The organism is Coleofasciculus sp. G1-WW12-02 (assembly GCF_040219735.1).
Lineage (GTDB): Bacteria > Cyanobacteriota > Cyanobacteriia > Cyanobacteriales > Coleofasciculaceae > Coleofasciculus.
Map to the genome: position 1 here is coordinate 1 of NZ_JAVJRX010000084.1, position 18,027 is coordinate 18,027.

Genomic DNA, 18,027 nt, shown 5'->3' on the forward strand with positions numbered 1-18,027 from the left:
TCCCAATATCGGAGGCAAGCATTACGAATAAACAGACCAGTACGAATGGCTTCATCAAGCCTTCTATACTGATACTCTCTACCTTTTAACTTACCCTCGTAGACAATCATTTTACCACTTTTAGCTTATGGTAGAATTATAGCATAGGAAAGCTAACACTCGCAACTTTAGTTGCTTGGCTAAACGCCTCGCTCGGTTTCATCCCTCGGATAAATCACGAGGGCTTTCACCATCGCTCATCTGTAAAGGGACATAACCAACAGAACGAACCACCTCATTTGAACACAGGGTACTGTTTAATCATGTCAGTATGATTAAAAGCTTATGGTGGATTCCAGAATCCTTTCCCTGGGAATCGACTTCGGTACCTCTGGCGCACGAGCCATTGTGATTGACGCCACAGGTGCGGTGCAATCCGAAGCGCAATGTAGGTTTGAGGCGACTCCCCTGGCTGAATTAACGGCAATTTGGCAAAACACTCTATATCGGCTGATTGAGCAAATTCCGGCATCGATTCGACAGGACATTACTCGTATCGCCATTGATGGTACATCGGCAACTGTACTGCTGTGCGATCGCGAAGGTACTCCAATCACTGAGCCACTTCTTTATAATGATGGGCGAGGGATAGTGGTGATGGAACAATTAAAGCAGATTGCTCCTACTAATTCCGTGGTTCTAAGTGCCACCTCTAGTCTGGCTAAACTCTTGTGGTTGATTCAACATACAACAGGCACTCTTAAAAAGTATTACTTCCTCCATCAAGCCGACTGGTTAGCCTTTTTATTACACGGTAAGCTCGGAATTAGCGACTATCACAATGCCTTAAAGCTGGGATATGACCCAGAAAACCTAAAGTATCCCACTTGGATGAAACAACTCCCACTCACGCCAATATTACCCCAAGTCCTAGCTCCGGGAACGCCTGTTGGTGAAGTCACTCCAGAGATTGCTTGTCGGTTAGGATTACGCCAAGACTGTCAGGTTTGTACGGGTACGACTGATAGTATTGCTGCCTTTATTGCCAGTGGTGCAAAGCATCCAGGTGAAGCGGTAACATCTTTGGGTTCTACGTTAGTTGTGAAGCTGTTGAGTCATACCCGCGTTGAGGATGCTGATTACGGAATTTATTCTCACCGACTGGGGAACTTATGGTTAACCGGAGGTGCGTCTAATACAGGAGGTGCTGTACTGCGACAATTCTTCAGCGACAGAGAACTTGAAGAACTTAGCCGCCAAATCCACCCTCAGCGCGAAAGTCCCCTAGATTATTATCCATTACTCAAAAAAGGCGATCGCTTTCCCATCAATGACCCTCATCTATCTCCAAAACTAGAGCCTCAACCTGCCAACCCTGTAGAATTTCTCCACGGTTTACTCGAAAGCATTGCCCGTATTGAAGCACGAGGCTATCAATTATTACCGAAAAATTGGGTCTAAAGCCTCGTCCTTAAAGGACGACTTTGTGTTAAAATTCACTTAGAGGAAAGGGTATTAAACCTCTATAAAAACCCAGAGCCGAGAGGCATCGCACCTTGAAAACTAGGCTTAGAGGGTTCTGTACAGAAAGGCTTGTACAGGTAAAAAGTCTAAGCAACAAGCACCAGAAAACACATTTTTTCTTGTTTTCAATAGTACGATAGGGCATATCGAAACTAGCTTCTGTAATGGAGCAAAACGCTTCTGGAGAGATGCTCCTCTGGTATGAAATAGGCGACTATTTCATAGTAAGAGTGCTCAATGAAAGAAGAATCCTCACGCCTTTAGGCTGAGGAGTGTCAAAACAACTCGGTGCTACTCCCCTCACCTGCATCTATACGGCGGGAGGAGGTGCTAAAAATACAACATGGACAGCCATTCGCGAACGTCAGCTACAGGTTGCCATTCGACCCCCCAAACACACAGAAGCAGCTTATGGTACGGCATTATTGAGTATGTAGGGGTTCACTTTCATGACTATCCTTTCTTCGCTAACTCAGATGCAACGAAACCCGCCCCAGTCAAGTGCTAACTATAAATGTGAACTCCCTGTTCTACGACAGATGACGAATAACCAATGACAAATGACGAATGAACCTATGCTGCTGACGGATGAATTGCTCCTATATTACAAACGCTGTCGGCGTCGGGCGTTTCTCGATTATTGTGGTGATCCGACTCAAAAAGATCCGCCCCAAGATTTTCTGCTGAAACTGCGCCAAGATAGCTCGGCACATCGGAAAGCTATCCTCAAAAGCGTGGAATACAATGGGAGCTATCTTTGTGCGGGAGAAAGTCCACTCCTATCCCTATTGCCTACTGGGGCAAACCTGACGCCGATACAAACCCCTCACTATGGGCGAGATGATTTGCAGGCGGGAGCGAATGCGACTTGGGAGTTGATGCAGCAAGGAGTCGATTGTATTGCTAGGGGACTTTTGATCAGGCAAACAGTTGAGGGCGTCACGCTGCTGGGTTCTCCTGATTTATTGGTCAAACAACCGGGAAACTCGATTTTCGGGGATTGGATGTATGTTCCAGTATCCATTAAATTCGGCAGGCGTGCTAAGGCGGATTATCAAATCATCGCCGCGTTTTATGCCTATCTTTTGGGTGAAATACAGGGAATTTTGCCCAGTCATGCTTGGTTAATTTTACGTCGTCAAAATGCCTACTCGGTTACTCTGGACAAATGGCTACCCTTGATGCAGGCGGATTTGGCAGAATGTATCCAAACTTTGCAACAACCTCAAGCGCCAGAAGTCTTTATCTCACGGCAAAAATGTGGTCTTTGTCATTGGTATAGTAGCTGTTATGCGATCGCGCAGTCTCAAAAGCATATTTCTTTGATACCCGGTGTTACGCCAAATCGCTACCAGAGTTTGCAGGAGTTAAGGATAACCACCGTAGAATCCCTCGCCCAAGCTGAGATTAGCACCTTGGCACTTCTGTTTGGCAGCGAAGTGGCATCGAATTTGCTGCAACAGGCTCAATCTATTCAGCAAAATCGCGTGATTCTACGTCAGAGGTTTGATCCAGCTAGAGAGATTCCCCCATTCGACAAGTTGACGGAACCTGAGAACAACTTGAATGGTGATCGAGTCAATTCTCACTCAGAGTCTCAGCCTTCCAGGGGATATACGGATATATTACCCAAAGCCTCTGTCGAACTCTTCTTTGATATCGAGGCTCAACCCGACTTAAATCTAGACTATTTACTGGGTATCTTGGTGATTGATCGATCGAGTAATACCGAGACATTTCACCCATTATTGGCAGAACATCCCGACGATGAAGCCGTCATCTGGCAGCAATTTTTAGAGTTGGTTTGGCTCTACCCCGATGCTCCCATCTTCCATTTTTCTGATTATGAAGTCGAAACCGTCAAACGCTTAGCTAAACTTTACAAAACCCCATTCACCCACCTACAGCCCTTACTGTCGCGCTTTGTCGATGTTCATAAGCAGGTGATGAGTCGGGTAACCCTACCCGTAGAAAGCTACTCGCTCAAACATTTAGCGCGGTGGTTAGGTTTTGAGTGGCGCGATGCAGCAGTAACGGGTTCTCAATGTGTCTGTCTCTATGAGCAGTGGCTGACAACAGGCGATCGCTCGGTACTGGAGATTATCCAACGCTACAATGAAGATGATTGCCGCGCTACATATCACCTGAAGAACTGGTTATGGGGATTTTTGCAAGCAAATACTCTTACCTCTGTCTAAAGAATGCAAAGTTATGCAAAGATTTCTGAAAAAATCAGAACTCGTTATTAATATTACAATTTTCTCTAAGGAATCAATGTTAGCGTAGATAACATAGAGGGTTTCGCAATCGTTGAATCGGATGGAAGCCCTCTAGGAACTTTTAAGAGGTGATCGCTATGCTTCCAATATTCCTGATTCTTTTGATCAGCGCTATCGCAAGTCTCTGGCTGTCTTTACGCGCATCTCACGAAGTTTCCCGGGTTTTAGCTATAGGTAGCGCCATATTTTGCTTAATCTTTGGGTTTGCTATGGCACCGTGGGCTATTCAGGTTGTGATTGTTCTATCGCTCCTAGGCATCGAACGGTTATATCCCTTCCGGAAAACAGCCGCCGAATTGGTTACTCTCTCTCCTACCAAAAGACGATGATTTTTTCCTTGAGGTCTACTTCAGACTATCATTCATTCAGCCAGGGATTCTACTTCACCAATCTATAACAGAAAAAATTTAATAAATGAATACCCCAGCTTTTAGTCTGGGGTATTTTAATGGGAATAGGGAATAGGGAATAGAATTATTCACCAAGAGATTTTAGACGATAACCTAGACCGTGTACAGTTTCAATTAAATCATCTGGAGCGCCTACTGCTCGAAGTTTGGAGCGCAGGCTTTTAATATGAACCTTAATCGTATCTTCTTTCGGAGGATTCTCTAGTGACCAAACATGTTCAATAATGGCACTCCGACTCATGATTTGACGTCCGTTGCGAATCAGCAATTCTAAAAGACTATATTCTTTGGGAGTCAAGCGTAGAGTTTGATCGCCGTAGCAGACTTCATAAGTCGCTGGATCTAAACGCAATTGTCCCCATTCTAAAATGGGGGGTGAAACCGTTTGCCCTCGTCGCAGTAGCGCTCGAATCCTAGCCAGTAACTCTGGAATATCCAGAGGTTTAACCATATAATCATCGGCGCCCGCGTCCAAACCGATCACTTTATCCGTACTGGTATCGCGAGCCGTGATCATCAATATTGGCATCTGATAACCATAGGAGCGCAAGCGTTGACACAAATGAATCCCATCCAATTGCGGCAACATCATGTCAAGCAAAATTAGGTCGTAATCAAGGGTATTCACTTGCACCCAGGCAAACTCTCCATCGGAAACGGTATCGACGGCATACCGTTGTATAGCCAAGGCTTCAGCCAGGGCTTCAGCTAGATAGATATCATCTTCGACTAGAAGAATTCTCACTTATTGACATACTATTCCCTTATATGAATTTATCACGAGCCGGTCTAAAAACAAACTTGCTCAAGAGAACGGATAGCTAGCGGCTGTTATTTTTTAGGATAACTCAGATGCAAAAATCTATCAGTATCAAAATTGTTATCGGCGGTTTTTGTCTGGCATTACTTATTTTTATTGGTGTTAGTGTTATTTCCTATAGTCACCTGACTCAACTGATGGAACTTCCCCGGTCGATGGACTATAGTTACAAGTTACAGGAACATCTGAAAGATTTATTGTCTCAGCTCAACAGCGCCAATGCGATCGCCCAACAACAGCAATCGCTCCTGAGGCAGATCCAAGCGAAAGAACAACAGGTGCTACAAGAGCAGTTAGCGACTGTGGTGACTCAGATTCATACAACCCAGTTGATTATGATTCTGGGGCATAGTAGCAGCTTAGCAATTCTGATGGTGCTGTGCGGGTTGCTCCTGAAGCAGCACTCTCGATTCCAGCCAGAGTTAAGCGGCGATCGCCAACAGTCACAGACTACCCGATCGCAAATGGCGCAACGAGAGCAACTGATCCTCAGGAGCGCTCAACGTATCCGCCAAACTCTAGATCTGGACACCATTCTCGAAACCACAGTCACTGAAGTACGAGAATTTCTGGGTGTGGATCGAGTGTTAGTCTATCGGATTTGGTCTGATGGTACAGGAAGTACCGTAGCGGAATCTGTCACTCCTGATACCGCACCCATTCTGGGACAAACCTTTCCGGCTGAAGTTTTTCCCGAACAGATGCATCAATTGTACTGCCAAGGACGGATTCGCACTGTAGTCAATCCAGAAACCGATGGAGTTACTCCCTGCTTGGTGGAATTTCTACAGCACTTAGGTGTCAAATCTAAACTCGTCGTACCCATTCTGCAACAAGAAAAGCTTTGGGGACTGCTGATTGTCCATCACTGTTCTCAACTTCGACAGTGGCAACCCTTAGAAATTGACTTACTTTCTCAATTAGCTATACAAGTTACTATTGCCATTCACCAAGCCCAACTCTATCAACAGCTTCAGAATGAATTGAGTGAGCGCCAACGGATTGAAGCCCAACTGCGTCAAGCTCGCGATGAACTAGAAATCCGAGTTCAAGAACGTACTGGTGAACTGATACAGATGAACGCTGATCTACAGACTCAAATCCATGAACGCATGGAAGCAGAAGCCGCATTAAAAATTAGCGAAGAACGCTTTCGGGTTGCTCTCCATGACTCACCAATTACAGTATTTAATCAAGACACAAATCTGCGCTACACCTGGGTCTATAATCCGGCGAGTCGGATTAATACTGACGTACTGCTCGGCAAATCAGAATTGGAAATGTTTTCACCAGAAAATGCCCAGAAGTTAATTCCTATTAAGCATCAAGTTTTGACTACAGGAGTAGGTGAGCGCCAAGAGATATCAATTATCGTAGACGGCAAAGTCCGGTACTACGACTTAACCGTAGAACCCTTACAAAACGATGCCGAAGAAGTGGTTGGTATTACCTGTGCTGCCACCAACATTACCGATATTCGGATTCGGGAACAACAGTTGCGAGCAATCTTTGAAGGCGCCCTTGATGCCATTACCATTACCGATAATCAGGGTCGATATATAGAAGCTAATCCAGCGGCTTGTCAGTTATTTGGTTTACCTGTAAATGAACTTTTAGGCAAACGAATTGCTGAGTTTATGGAACCAGATTTTGATTTTGAAGCAGCGTGGTGTCTCTTTCAACAGCAGCAAAGGTTCACCGGAGAAGTCCGTATCCTCAAGCCAAACGGTACAGTGCGAGATGTGGAATATACAGCCAAAGCAAACTTTCTTCCTGGACAGCATTTATCTATCTGGCGTGATATAACTGAACGCAAACGCGCCGAAAAAGCACTCCGGGAAAGTGAACGGTTTATTCAACGCATTGCTCACGCCATGCCAACGGCGTTATATCTCTACGACTTAATTGAAAAGCGCAATATCTACACTAACCAACAGATTACTCAACTCATCGGCTACTCCCCTGAAGAAATCCAACAGATGGCACCGACATTTCCTCAAAATCTGATTCACCCAGATGATCAAGCCAAATGTACCACCGCCATTAAACGATTTGCCACGGCTAAAGAGGGAGAAATTATTGAGACAGACTATCGCATCCAACATAAATCAGGGGAATGGCGTTGGCTGTATAGTCGCGAGATGGTGTTCACTCGCACGGCTGATGGTTTACCCCAGCAAATTCTCGGTACTGCTCAAGATATTACAGAACACAAGCAGGCAGAATCAATACGTCTAGCACTTGCACAAGAGCAGGAACTTAGACAACTCCAGCTTAACTTTTTTTCTATGGCATCCCATGAATTTCGCACGCCCTTAAGTACTATTTTAGCTAGTATCCAATTGCTGAAATATTACTATCCAGAAGGATCAGATAAGAAAATTTGTCGCAATATTGACCGCATTGAGACAACAGCTAAAACCATGACTCAGCTTTTGGGTGACATCTTAACAATCAGCCGAGCGGAAACTGGAAAATTAGAGTTTACTCCTCAACCAATTAAGTTAGAAAGTTTCTGCCGGTGTTTAGTAGAAGAGATGCAAGTGAATGCGGGAGAAAATTATTCAATTAATTTTGTTAGTCAACATCAACCTCCTATTGTTTTATTGGATGAGAAGTTGTTGCGTTCTATTTTAATTAATTTGCTTTCTAATGCGATTAAATATTCCCCGATAGGTAGTCAAATAGATTTGATATTGACCTATAGTCAATCTACGGCAACGTTTCAAATCAAAGATCAAGGGATTGGGATTCCCTCAGCGGATCAAAAAAAGTTGTTTACTATATTTCATCGTGGCACAAATATTGGCAATATCCCCGGTACAGGATTAGGATTAGCTGTTGTCAAGAAATGCCTAGAGATACAAGGCGGTACGATTTCAGTCAATAGTGAAGTGGGAGTCGGTACAACGATGACAATCACGATGCCATTGCCATCGGCATGACTTATACTGGAGTTTAAAAACATTCTGTACGTCCAAGCCAATTTAGTCAATTATCGTCGAGACATGATATAAGTTGGGTTTCGTTCCAAAAGCCCAACCTACTTGCCTTGACTACAAATTACTCCTTACCAAGGACTACCAATCATGGTAAATGCAGCCCAGTAATAGGGATGGGTAAGAGATCTGTCGTCTTGATTCTCTAATGTTGGCGGTAAAGGAACAGGTTGTCCACTTCCCCGTAATTGCCCCCCTTCGAGACGCACATCACCCTTGAGCATAGCTAACTGTGCTTGTCGTAAAGCTTCGGCTTTAATCGGAGCGGTTTGCAACTGTCGATAAAACTCCGTCATCAATCCAGAAGTTCCTTCATCACTGACATACCACAAACTCGACAGCGCCGACTTGACACCCGCTTGCACGGCTAATCCAGCAAAACCTAACTCGGCTTTTTCATCACCAACTGCTGTGCGACAGGCTGAAAGGATTAATAATTCAATCGGGGTGCGACGATTATTCCAGCCTAATTCTCGCAGTTGATCTAGGCGCAGTAGCTCATTCCATAACAAGATATAGGAATTCTCTAGAGGACCGGGTTTGAATTCACCATGGGTGGCTAAATGCACAATTGTGGCGTTTTGGCTTTGTGATTTGAGTGATTCTAGGGTGACTTTTTCATTCAGGAATGATTGTCCATCTCGAATACTTTCAATCGTTTGAAGTTCCAGGGGTACGGCAGGTAAAGGACTCAGATTTAGTTCCTTTGCCAAATCACTGGATTCTGCGACTCCCATTGCCAAAACTGGAGCATTTTGAATATTGTTATAGCTAGTATCGGTGATGCTGAGACTGGGCATCAACCCTACACTATATTTTTCCACCAAAAAGCCTTGACCATCATGGAGCGCTGCAACGGGTAAGGAACGCAAGCCACTATCCATGATGAAAACCAGATTTTGAATCCCTTGGGCGTCTAATTCAGCTTGTAAGGGGGCGATTAACCAGTCATACATTTGTTGAGCGGGCTCTAAATAACTGGTAGTTTTCCGTTTAATGGGATTGGTAATTTCGCGGCGTAATTTTGTCGCCGTTCCCACGATAGTATCCCGGCTTGCATCAGGTAACGTGACAATCTTTTTATCCTGAGCGGATACCAGTTTCAGTTCTAAGCGATCGCCAACAAATGTAGCATAAATAAATGCTGATTTTACACCCGTTTGCTGCTCAATTTGCTCCAGAATTTTGGCAGCGTCGGCGGGATTGTTAACACTGGGTTTGGGTCCCAAATATCCCGAAAAGGCATCAGTGAGAACACTGTCTAGCGTGGAAAGTTCTAGGTCAGCATCCGCGACTTGGCTACTGACTGAAAGGTTAGCATAGAGGCTAGTTATTGGCAGATTGTTCTGAGAGGGTATTCGAGCAATGATTTCAATGTTTTCTTGTCGAACCGGACGAGTAAAGGATTGAACGGGTAAGATTGTTCCGGTAAATCCATTACCATTTGTAATTGCACCGACTGTGCCATTTTTAGTAGGATTTCCGACTTCAAACGGATCGAAGGCAGTACCACCACCATGGCGAATCACAATCGGATCACCACCTGTGGCAAGCGTCGCTTGTATGCCAGTTTGAGCAACGAATGTACCTGTTGCTCTCAAATAACCATCTGTGGTTATGTTAATGGTAATTTCAGTCCCTTCTGTTTCTGTTGGACTTAATGAGATGGCTGCGGGGTTTCTCGGCAAACCTTGAGCATTAATAAAACTCAGATCAATACCAGGAGCTTCTCGTCTAAATTCAGGTTGAGCGTTGTTGAGGGTGATTAAACCAGCGAAACCACCAGTAGAACTTGAGTTAACTTCTGCGAGTGTAATTTTACCTAGGGTGGAAACATCCATAGAACCCCCACCTAATAAACCCGATGAGTTTAAATTGCCACTGGTAATATCTCCGGTTTCGCTCATCAGCGCGATCGCACCCCCTTTCCCCGTTGCTGAAAACGTATCGATATTACCCGTAGTTATATTACTTGGAGCACTCAGCATTACTGGATTCTCTTCCTCTTCAGTCTCTCCCTTGGCGGTTAAATCACCGCTTTGTATGGAGCCTGATTGACTGGTAAAGGTAATTCCTCCATTGGTTGAAGAGACATTAGCCGTGGCAATTTCGTTATCGGCTTGGAGGTTGACGCTTTCTCCTTCTATATCCGCCGTCGTAATATTACCTTGGCTAGCGTTGAGGTTTACGTCACCCTGAGTTGCGGTGAGTGTCCCGTTACTGGTATCAATAGAACCCGTTTGGCTATTGAGTGTGATATCTTCCTGTGTGGCGGTAACACTGGCGGTGTTGATGTTCTTATTTGCCTGAATGTTCACTGTTGGCGCTTCTACATTCGCCGTCGTCACACTTCCCTGAGTGGCGGTTAAATCCACCACGCCTTCGGTTACTTCTATATCCGCTGTCGTAATATCACCTTGGCTAGCCCTTAGGTTTATATCACCTTGAGTCGCTGTGAGTGTTCCTTTAGTCGTATCAATAGAACCGGTTTGACTATTGAGTGTGATATCTTCCTGTGTGGCGGTAACATTAGCCGTGTTGATGTTCTTATTTGCCTCAAGCTTAACCGTCAGCGCTTCCACATTTGCTGTGGTGACACTTCCCTCGTCTGCGCTTAGATTTACCACCCCTTCAGTTACCTGAATATCCGCCGTCGTAATATTACCCTGGCTAGCACTTAGGTTTACGTCATCCTGAGTCGCGCTGAGTGTTCCTTTAGTCGTATCAATCGAACCGGTTTGGCTATTGAATGTGATATTTTCCGCCGTGGCGGTAACACTGGCGGTGTTGATGTCGTTATTCGCTTTAATGTTCACTGTTGGCGCTTCTACATTCGCCGTCGTCACACTTCCCTGGTTGGCGGTTAAATCCACCACGCCTTCGGTTACTTCTATATCCGCTGTCGTAATATTACCTTGGCTAGCCGTTAGGTTTATATCACCTTGAGTTGCGGTGAGTGTCCCGTTACTGGTATCAATAGAACCCGTTGCACTATCGAGGGTGATATTTTTCTCTGTGGCGGTAACACTGGCGGTGTTGATGTCGTTATTTGCCTGAATGTTCACTGTTGGCGCTTCTACATTCGCCGTCGTCACACTTCCCTGAGTGGCGGTTAAATCCACCACGCCTTCGGTTACTTCTATATCCGCCGTCGTAATATTACCTTGGCTAGCCGTTAGGTTTACGTCACCCTGAGTCGCTGTGAGTGTTCCTTTAGTCGTATCAATAGAACCGATTTGGCTATCGAGAGTGATATCTTCCTGTGTGGCGGTAACACTGGCGGTACTGATGTTCTCCGTTGCCTCTAGGTTAACTATTTCTGACTCAAGGTTAGCATTGCTAAAGTCTATACTATCCGCCAAGATACTAATGCCTTTTGGAGCATCTTCTGGAAGGGTTTCTGGTGCAACAGTGGTAATTGTAAACGGTAAACTGGCGCCATCGTCTAAAACTGCTTTCACCTCTCCAGCACTTCCAATTGTCAGTGAACCCAAGTCTGTTGTCGTAAATCCGCCACCAAAGTCTTGATCGCCGACAGTACCACCAAATGTAACTGTTCCCGATCCAGTTCTTATGTTCAAGTCAAAGGGTGACGTAGAGGATTGATCGGGTATATTTTCCTTGGAGCTAGATACGGTAGCACGGAAGATGACATCACCTCCTCTAGCTCCCGGTGATTCAGAAATTGTATCAAATGTGGTGTCCGTAACCAGAATTACATCACCTGTAAATTCAATTGGACCCCCTCTGGTTTTAATAGTACCCGCAACTCGGCTCTGTTGGGCATCAACGAATAAACTATTAAAAATAGTCGTCGAAGTGCCGACGAGATCAGCATTGATTGTGGTATCGTCACCAATTCTTAACTGTTTTAATGGAAACTCCTGACCGATTTCACCGTCAAAAGAAACATTACCTGTACCTGGTGCAACCGTGAGACTTTGCTCCTCAGCCGTTCTCCCGTCAACATCACCCGTGAAGGTAATGTCACCGCCTTCCGCACCCGTTTTTACCTCCACCAAATCAGAATGTAGATGTACATTTTGACCGATAACAATATCATGTCCTTCTGTTGTGATTTCGACTTGCGGCTTATCTTGGTTTCCTAGATAGACATTTTCACCATTAATTGTGATGGAAGCATCATCTGTTCCTATCAGATTGCCATTGACCTTAATTATGCCGCCTGCTGCGGGTGATTGAATCGTCACCGGATCTTGGAAACTGACCCCCCCAGAATCCATGACAATTGTGCCATTACCTGTCTTTCGTCCAATTATAATTTGGCTAAAGCCATTGGCTATAGCTGCCAAGTCTGTATCGCTGATATCTAAAGTGTCTGTTCCACTAGGGGGTGAGCCAATATCAATAGAAACATTATCGGTACTTGGCTTTAGGGAAATGCTTCCCTGATTCGGGGTTATGACTGAGTTGGCTCCACCTTTGAAGTCAATTTCATTAGCGATTAAATCAATATTTTCGGTTACTGTGACACGATTATTAAAGGTTACAGATTCCCCGTTATTAACCGTTAAATTCCTTAAAGATGTACTATTGCCTACAGCCCCCCCAAAAACTACTGTGCTATTCTCTGCGTTTACCGTTAAATCTTGACTGTTTGGTGTTGTCCCATCTACAGGACTGTTAAAATTAATCGCACCCCCCTTATTGGTAAGGGTAATCGTGTTACCTAGAGTGACTGGGCTGTTGAGGTTGATAGTATTGTTAGGCGCATCAGATGTGGTGATGTCGCCATTGAGCGTAATCCCGCTACTTCCCCGAATCGTCAGGTTGTTAATTTGATTCCCATCGCCGATCGCGCCTACCGTAACCCTACCTGTACCTGCATCCAGGGTTAGATCGGCTGGGTTAGTTCCCTGAATCGTACCGGTGTTAAACGCGATCGCACCACCATTAGAGGTAAATGTTGTGGCATTGCTGTTGAGGTTAAAAGCGGTGCTTGCTGTGTAATTCTGTTCCTTGGCGTTGTAATTTGTCTGGGTAAAATTAATAGTTTCTGCTGTAACATTTAGGCTACCAGGGTCAGAAATAGTAACAGCGCCTAAATCAATGGCATTGGTATCGTTAAGGGTAACATTTCTGCCACTGGTGACGGCTACTGTTTTGAAGTCGTTGGCATTGTCTAGTTCAATATCGTTGCCGTTGGCATTTAATGTCGTTGTGTCATTCGCCACACTCAAATTGCCACTATCCGTAATCGCGCCCCCAGCAGTAACCTTTAAAGTGCCAGTAATAGTAGAAGCGCCTAACTCAATGGCATTGCGGTCGTTTAAGATAACATTTCTGCCACTGGTGACGGCTACTGTACTGAAGTTATTGACATTATCTAAGGTAATATCGTTGCCATTGGTATTTAAGGTTGTGCCACTCGCTACACTCAGATTGCCACTATCTGTAATCACTCCATTAGCACTCACTCCTAAAGTGCCAGTAATAGTAGAAGCACCTAAATCAATGGCATTGCTGTCGTTTAAGATAACATTTCTGCCACTGTTAACGGCTACTGTGCTGAAGTTATTTGCATTATCTAGGGTGATATCATTGCCACTGGCATTTAATCGGGTGGCACCCGTAACAGTAAGGTTATCCAGGTCGGTGATAGTGCCATTCGTCATCACCTCAAGAGTCCCAGAAATGTTAAAAGGTTCTGGGTCATCAACAGAAGTTCCTAGTTGTATCCCATTGATATCTTTGAGTGAGACATTGTTAGCACTGGTGACGAAAACTTCATTAAAGTTATTACCGTCATTGTTGAGAGTGATGTTATTCGCAGCACCTGCGGCTAAACGGGTTCCACCACTAATATCTAATGTTGTGCCAACCCCTTGTTGCGTAATTGACCCATTGGCAGTAACTCCTAATGTGCCAGTAATACTAGAAGCACCTAAATCAATCCCATTGCTGTCGTTAAGGGTAACATTTTTGCCACTAGTGACGGCTACTGTTTTGAAGTCATTGGCATTATCTAAGGTGATATCGTTACCGTTTGCATTTAATGTCGTCGTGTCATTCGCCACACTCAAATTGCCACTATCCGTAATCGCACCCCCGGCAGTAACACCTAATGTGCCAGTAATACTAGAAGCGCCTAAATCAATAGTATTGCTGTCCTTGAGGGTAACATTTGCGCCACTGGTGACGGCTACTGTTTTGAAGTCATTATCATTATCTAAGGTAATATTATTAGTGCCAGCATCCAGAGTAGTTGTACCCGTGAGTATTAGGGAACCGTTATCGGTAATATCACCGCCATTGGTCGTCAGCTTAAAATCACCATTGATATTAGATGTGTTTAGGTTAATATCGCCAGTATTGGATAGGAATACGCTACCGGAATTTGTCGTTGCTTGAAGTTGACGAATCTGAGTCGATAGGGGATTTGCCATATCCCCCACGGCGGCGGTTGTGTTTAATACTAATTTCCCATCAGTTCCGCCAATAGTAATATCAGGGTCACTCGTTCCGCTGGTGATTGCGCCTGTATTCAAAGTGAGGGTTTTATCAGTACCCAAGGTAATGCCATTTGTAAAAGCGACTGACCCACCACTGAGGGTTAAGTTATAGTTGCGGCTACTCAGATTTACAGCACCTTGGGAACCAATACTGATAGCACCTGTACCCGAAGTGCGACCAATTGTGACGGTTCCTGTGGAGGTGAGTCTTCCTAAATCCGTCGCACTCAGATTAAAAGTTCCATTGGTATCATTCAGAGCAATGGCACTGGTATCGGTGCTGGGTTTTAGGGTAATGTCACCTCCTCCAGTATTGATAGTACCTGTAACATTGACATCGGTGGCAGTTACGTCTAAGTTTCCAGTAATATTAGAAGCGCCTAAATCAATGGCATTCTCGTCCTTGAGGGTAACATTTGCGCCACTGGTGACGGCTACTGTGCTGAAGTTATTGGCATTATCTAAGGTGATATTGTTGCCATTGGCATTTAATGTTGTGACACCAGCAACAGTGAGATTCTCCAAGTCTGTGATAGTGCCATTAGCGTTGATGTCAAGAGTACCAGAAATGTTAAAAAGTGGGGATGCTGGAGTAGTGAGGGAAGTTCCTAGCTGTATCTCATTGATATCTTTGAGTGAGACATTGTTAGCACTATTGACTAAAACTTCATTAAAGTTATTGCCGTCATTGTTGAGGGTGATGTTATTTGCTGCACCAGCTTCTAACCGGGTTCTACCACCACCAATATCCAATGTTGTGCCAGCCGTTTGAGTAATCGCACCATTTGCTGTAATTGTGAGGTCAAACCCTCCTGTTGAAATACTTTGATTGAGTTCGACAGCACCCCCTGCCTGAAAAACTAGATTCAATCCATCAGTTGGTGTAGGTGTCGTATCGCCGTCAAATATCTGCCCGTTAATGATGATATTGTTAGCCGCTATCAAAGTTAGGGTTTTAACGCCCCTGGTGTTGAAATCTAAGGGTGTAGCTAGAGTGATATCGCCCGCTTGAGTCCCTCCGCCTCCTGTGTCTACAGTGACATTACCCCCACTTAAGCCAGCTAAGAGGGTATTAATATTGAGTACGGAATCATTCGCCGCAGCGGTAAAATTAGGCGCGGTGCCACCAATGGTATTAGCCGCCGTACTAATGGTGATATTGTAAGGGTCAATGAGCCATGTTCCCCCATCCCCAGCCGGTGCTGTGATATCGGGCGCGAAAGGAACATCCAAGAATCCCGCACTACTGGTTTCGACAAAACCTCCGTTGCCCCCATTTGCTCCACCCCGCGCACTAATATGACCATAAGTACGAGTCGTCTGATTTGACCAGACAATGGTTCGCCCCCCTTTCCCCTCATCTAAAGCATCAACGTTAATCGTCGAATCTTCACTAATAAAAGTTACATCAGCATTGGGAATCGGTTCAAGTCCTTTTTCACCGCCACCAATTCGTATAGTACCCCCGCCATGGCTTCCTGATGCGTCTATATTGGCGGCAATTAAACCTACCTTATTGCCAATTACATTAATTTCACCCCCAATTGAGGATGAGGGCGCGACGCCAGGTTCCCCGAAAGCCTCTATGTTAGAAACATTAATTTTACCTGATACAATCGCGACTCCTGTCTCTTTGGGTAAGGTGACTCCAGTATCTGACAGTTTGACATCGCCCGATTCGTGAACCTCGACGCCTGTTTCAACCTCCTCCCCCTTCCCCGTTAATAATTCAGCTAAATCTCCAGGTTTGACTGGTAACAATTCACCGTCTGGAGTCCTCGGTGCTTCAACCTCTAGAGAGAGTAACCCCCCAGGTCGAGAAATCTTGACTAAATTGGAACCGGGAACCGCTGCTACGGTAATTGTTCCCCCTGGTGCGGTTAGTGTCCCTGTATTAATGACATTTCCTGCGAGTAGGGTTAAATTTTTCCCCTCTGATACGGCTAATTCGCCTGCATTGACAATACTTCCCGCCTCGGATACATCAAAGGCAAATTGGTTGGGTGTCCCGACTAAGTTCTGATAATCATTCGCGCCAATGGCATTAAACCAATTGCCATTGCCAAACCCTATACCTGTGGCGGTGGTGGCGATAAAGTCAGCCGGGACGTTTAATCTAGCATCTGCACCAAAAATCATCCCAGCCGGATTGATTAAATATAGGTTGGGATTGCCCCCAGTGACTTGAATCAACCCGTTAATTACAGAGGCGTCACCACCCACGACGCGACCGAGGATATTGTTTAAATTAGGATTAGCTAAAAAATTAGCAATTTGGTTGGCATCTAAGCCAAACTGCTCAAAACTATGGAAGAGATTACTCCCATCTCCAGAAACACTGCCGCCGGAAATATCGATGCGGTTTCCATCCGGTGTGACAATTGTACCCGTACCGTCTGCGGTTGGGGTGATGGATTGAGCTAGGGCGGCGGAATCTCCCATCAGTGAAGCCACGCCACAGAGAATCGATTGACATAGAGAAACAAGGGCAAACAAGCAGCAGAAACCCAACCCAGACGATTTCATGATTGACCACCCTTTTCGTGCTATTTTATGTAGTCTCGCTTATTCTCAATCATTTGGGACTGATGTTTTAATAAAACGATACAACAGTTATTTTTTTGTGATTAATATTGTAGAGGCGCAAGGATGGTGTCTCTAAAATCATGGATGGGTGGGTTACGGCGGATAGGAAATCAAAAGGTTGGTTTTCTTAATTAAATCTCGCCTAACCCACCCGACAAGACGACAATATGATAAACCGACATTTAAACCTATTAAGTATTCGCGATCGCCTTTTATCTATAATCGGGTTGCTGTTCTCTCACCCAACTCCGAAACGCCCGTAATGTTGCGGTTTCTCCATCCGCTAAACTTTGCCGAATAAACCGAGGGATTGCTGCTAACGGTAGCCATGGAAACGTCGGACTTCTCTCCACAGATTGATAACTCGTTGATTCTGGATATAAAACAAACACATCGAGTTTACGTCCATCATAACGCCACAGTTCTGGTACCCCAATCGCGGCATAAATTGGCAGTTTATCCATAGAACCACTGGTCATGTCAATTTCTAATACTAGATCGGGTGGCGGGTCATTTGCCAAATCAATCTCTTGTTTATGTCTAACCTTGGGTTCATTTTGGATGTAGTAACAGGAGTCAGGTTCTCCCCCTTTTTTTCGTTTTTCTTGCTTCAGAGTGAGAGAACCAAGCCGTTTGAGGTTAAGATTTAGTTCATCTGCGATCGCGCCAATTAAGCTTTCAATAAAGCGGTTATTATTTTCATGAGGTCCTAAGGGCGTCATAATTTCTAATACTCCGTCATTGTAAGCCAAACGAGCGCAGCGATTTTCCCCTAATTCTGCGAGTAACTGCTCAAACGTTTGCCAACTGATATTTGACAGAATGACCCGATTTTCGGTTAGTTCAAACGTAGCTGTTGTCATCACATATTCCTGAACAAATTATCCCTTTTGTAGAGACGTTACACCGGAACGTCCCTAACTTCTCCGCTGAACTGATTAGAAGGGCGGGTTTCAT

At 44.8% G+C, this 18,027-nt stretch carries 8 protein-coding genes and 1 pseudogene; 5 read left to right on the plus strand and 4 right to left on the minus strand.

What is annotated here, in order from left to right:
- A pseudogene (locus RID09_RS14245) lies at positions 1 to 110 on the minus strand (transposase); the annotation flags it as partial.
- Between the two features lie 214 nt (positions 111 to 324).
- Here RID09_RS14245 and RID09_RS14250 point away from each other — a divergent pair.
- The 4 genes from RID09_RS14250 to RID09_RS14265 all read left to right on the plus strand — a co-directional run bounded on the left by RID09_RS14250 (position 325) and on the right by RID09_RS14265 (position 4,111).
- Positions 325 to 1,440 carry an FGGY-family carbohydrate kinase gene (locus tag RID09_RS14250; protein ID WP_446336587.1) on the plus strand — a complete coding sequence of 372 codons (1,116 nt, stop codon included), beginning with the start codon at positions 325 to 327 and terminating at the stop codon, positions 1,438 to 1,440.
- A gap of 335 nt (positions 1,441 to 1,775) precedes the next feature.
- A complete protein-coding gene (locus RID09_RS14255; protein ID WP_446336588.1) occupies positions 1,776 to 1,940 on the plus strand; it encodes a hypothetical protein in 165 nt (54 codons plus the stop codon).
- A gap of 123 nt (positions 1,941 to 2,063) precedes the next feature.
- Entirely contained in the window at positions 2,064 to 3,701 is a 1,638-nt protein-coding gene (locus RID09_RS14260) for a TM0106 family RecB-like putative nuclease (RefSeq protein WP_446336589.1), read from the plus strand.
- 158 nt (positions 3,702 to 3,859) lie between these two features.
- Positions 3,860 to 4,111 carry a hypothetical protein gene (locus RID09_RS14265; RefSeq protein ID WP_446336590.1) on the plus strand — a complete coding sequence of 84 codons (252 nt, stop codon included), beginning with the start codon at positions 3,860 to 3,862 and terminating at the stop codon, positions 4,109 to 4,111.
- 145 nt (positions 4,112 to 4,256) lie between these two features.
- Here the strand turns inward: RID09_RS14265 and RID09_RS14270 are convergent, their stop codons facing one another.
- Complete coding sequence (locus RID09_RS14270; protein ID WP_446336591.1) at positions 4,257 to 4,937, minus strand: response regulator transcription factor; 681 nt, start codon at positions 4,935 to 4,937, stop codon at positions 4,257 to 4,259.
- Between the two features lie 107 nt (positions 4,938 to 5,044).
- Here RID09_RS14270 and RID09_RS14275 point away from each other — a divergent pair, with 107 nt between their 5' ends.
- The gene (locus RID09_RS14275) at positions 5,045 to 7,957 is read left to right on the plus strand and encodes a PAS domain S-box protein (RefSeq protein ID WP_446336592.1); all 2,913 of its coding nucleotides are present in this window, start codon (positions 5,045 to 5,047) and stop codon (positions 7,955 to 7,957) included.
- A 125-nt stretch (positions 7,958 to 8,082) separates the two neighbouring features.
- Here RID09_RS14275 and RID09_RS14280 read toward each other — a convergent pair whose 3' ends face one another.
- Together RID09_RS14280 and RID09_RS14285 are read right to left on the minus strand one after the other, a co-directional pair.
- The gene (locus RID09_RS14280) at positions 8,083 to 17,010 is read right to left on the minus strand and encodes a CHAT domain-containing protein (protein ID WP_446336593.1); all 8,928 of its coding nucleotides are present in this window, start codon (positions 17,008 to 17,010) and stop codon (positions 8,083 to 8,085) included.
- Positions 17,011 to 17,282: 272 nt separating this feature from the next.
- Positions 17,283 to 17,933, minus strand: a complete 651-nt coding sequence (locus RID09_RS14285; RefSeq protein ID WP_446336594.1) for a Uma2 family endonuclease — start codon at positions 17,931 to 17,933, stop codon at positions 17,283 to 17,285.
- Positions 17,934 to 18,027: the final 94 nt, after the last annotated feature.

Bases quoted from the DNA above. Each gene is read 5' to 3' on its own strand.
- RID09_RS14280 (WP_446336593.1), bottom strand. From the start codon at position 17,010: ATGAAATCGTCTGGGTTGGGTTTCTGCTGCTTGTTTGCCCTTGTTTCT.
- RID09_RS14275 (WP_446336592.1), top strand. From the start codon at position 5,045: ATGCAAAAATCTATCAGTATCAAAATTGTTATCGGCGGTTTTTGTCTG.
- RID09_RS14250 (WP_446336587.1), top strand. From the start codon at position 325: ATGGTGGATTCCAGAATCCTTTCCCTGGGAATCGACTTCGGTACCTCT.
- RID09_RS14285 (WP_446336594.1), bottom strand. From the start codon at position 17,933: ATGACAACAGCTACGTTTGAACTAACCGAAAATCGGGTCATTCTGTCA.
- RID09_RS14265 (WP_446336590.1), top strand. From the start codon at position 3,860: ATGCTTCCAATATTCCTGATTCTTTTGATCAGCGCTATCGCAAGTCTC.
- RID09_RS14260 (WP_446336589.1), top strand. From the start codon at position 2,064: ATGACGAATGAACCTATGCTGCTGACGGATGAATTGCTCCTATATTAC.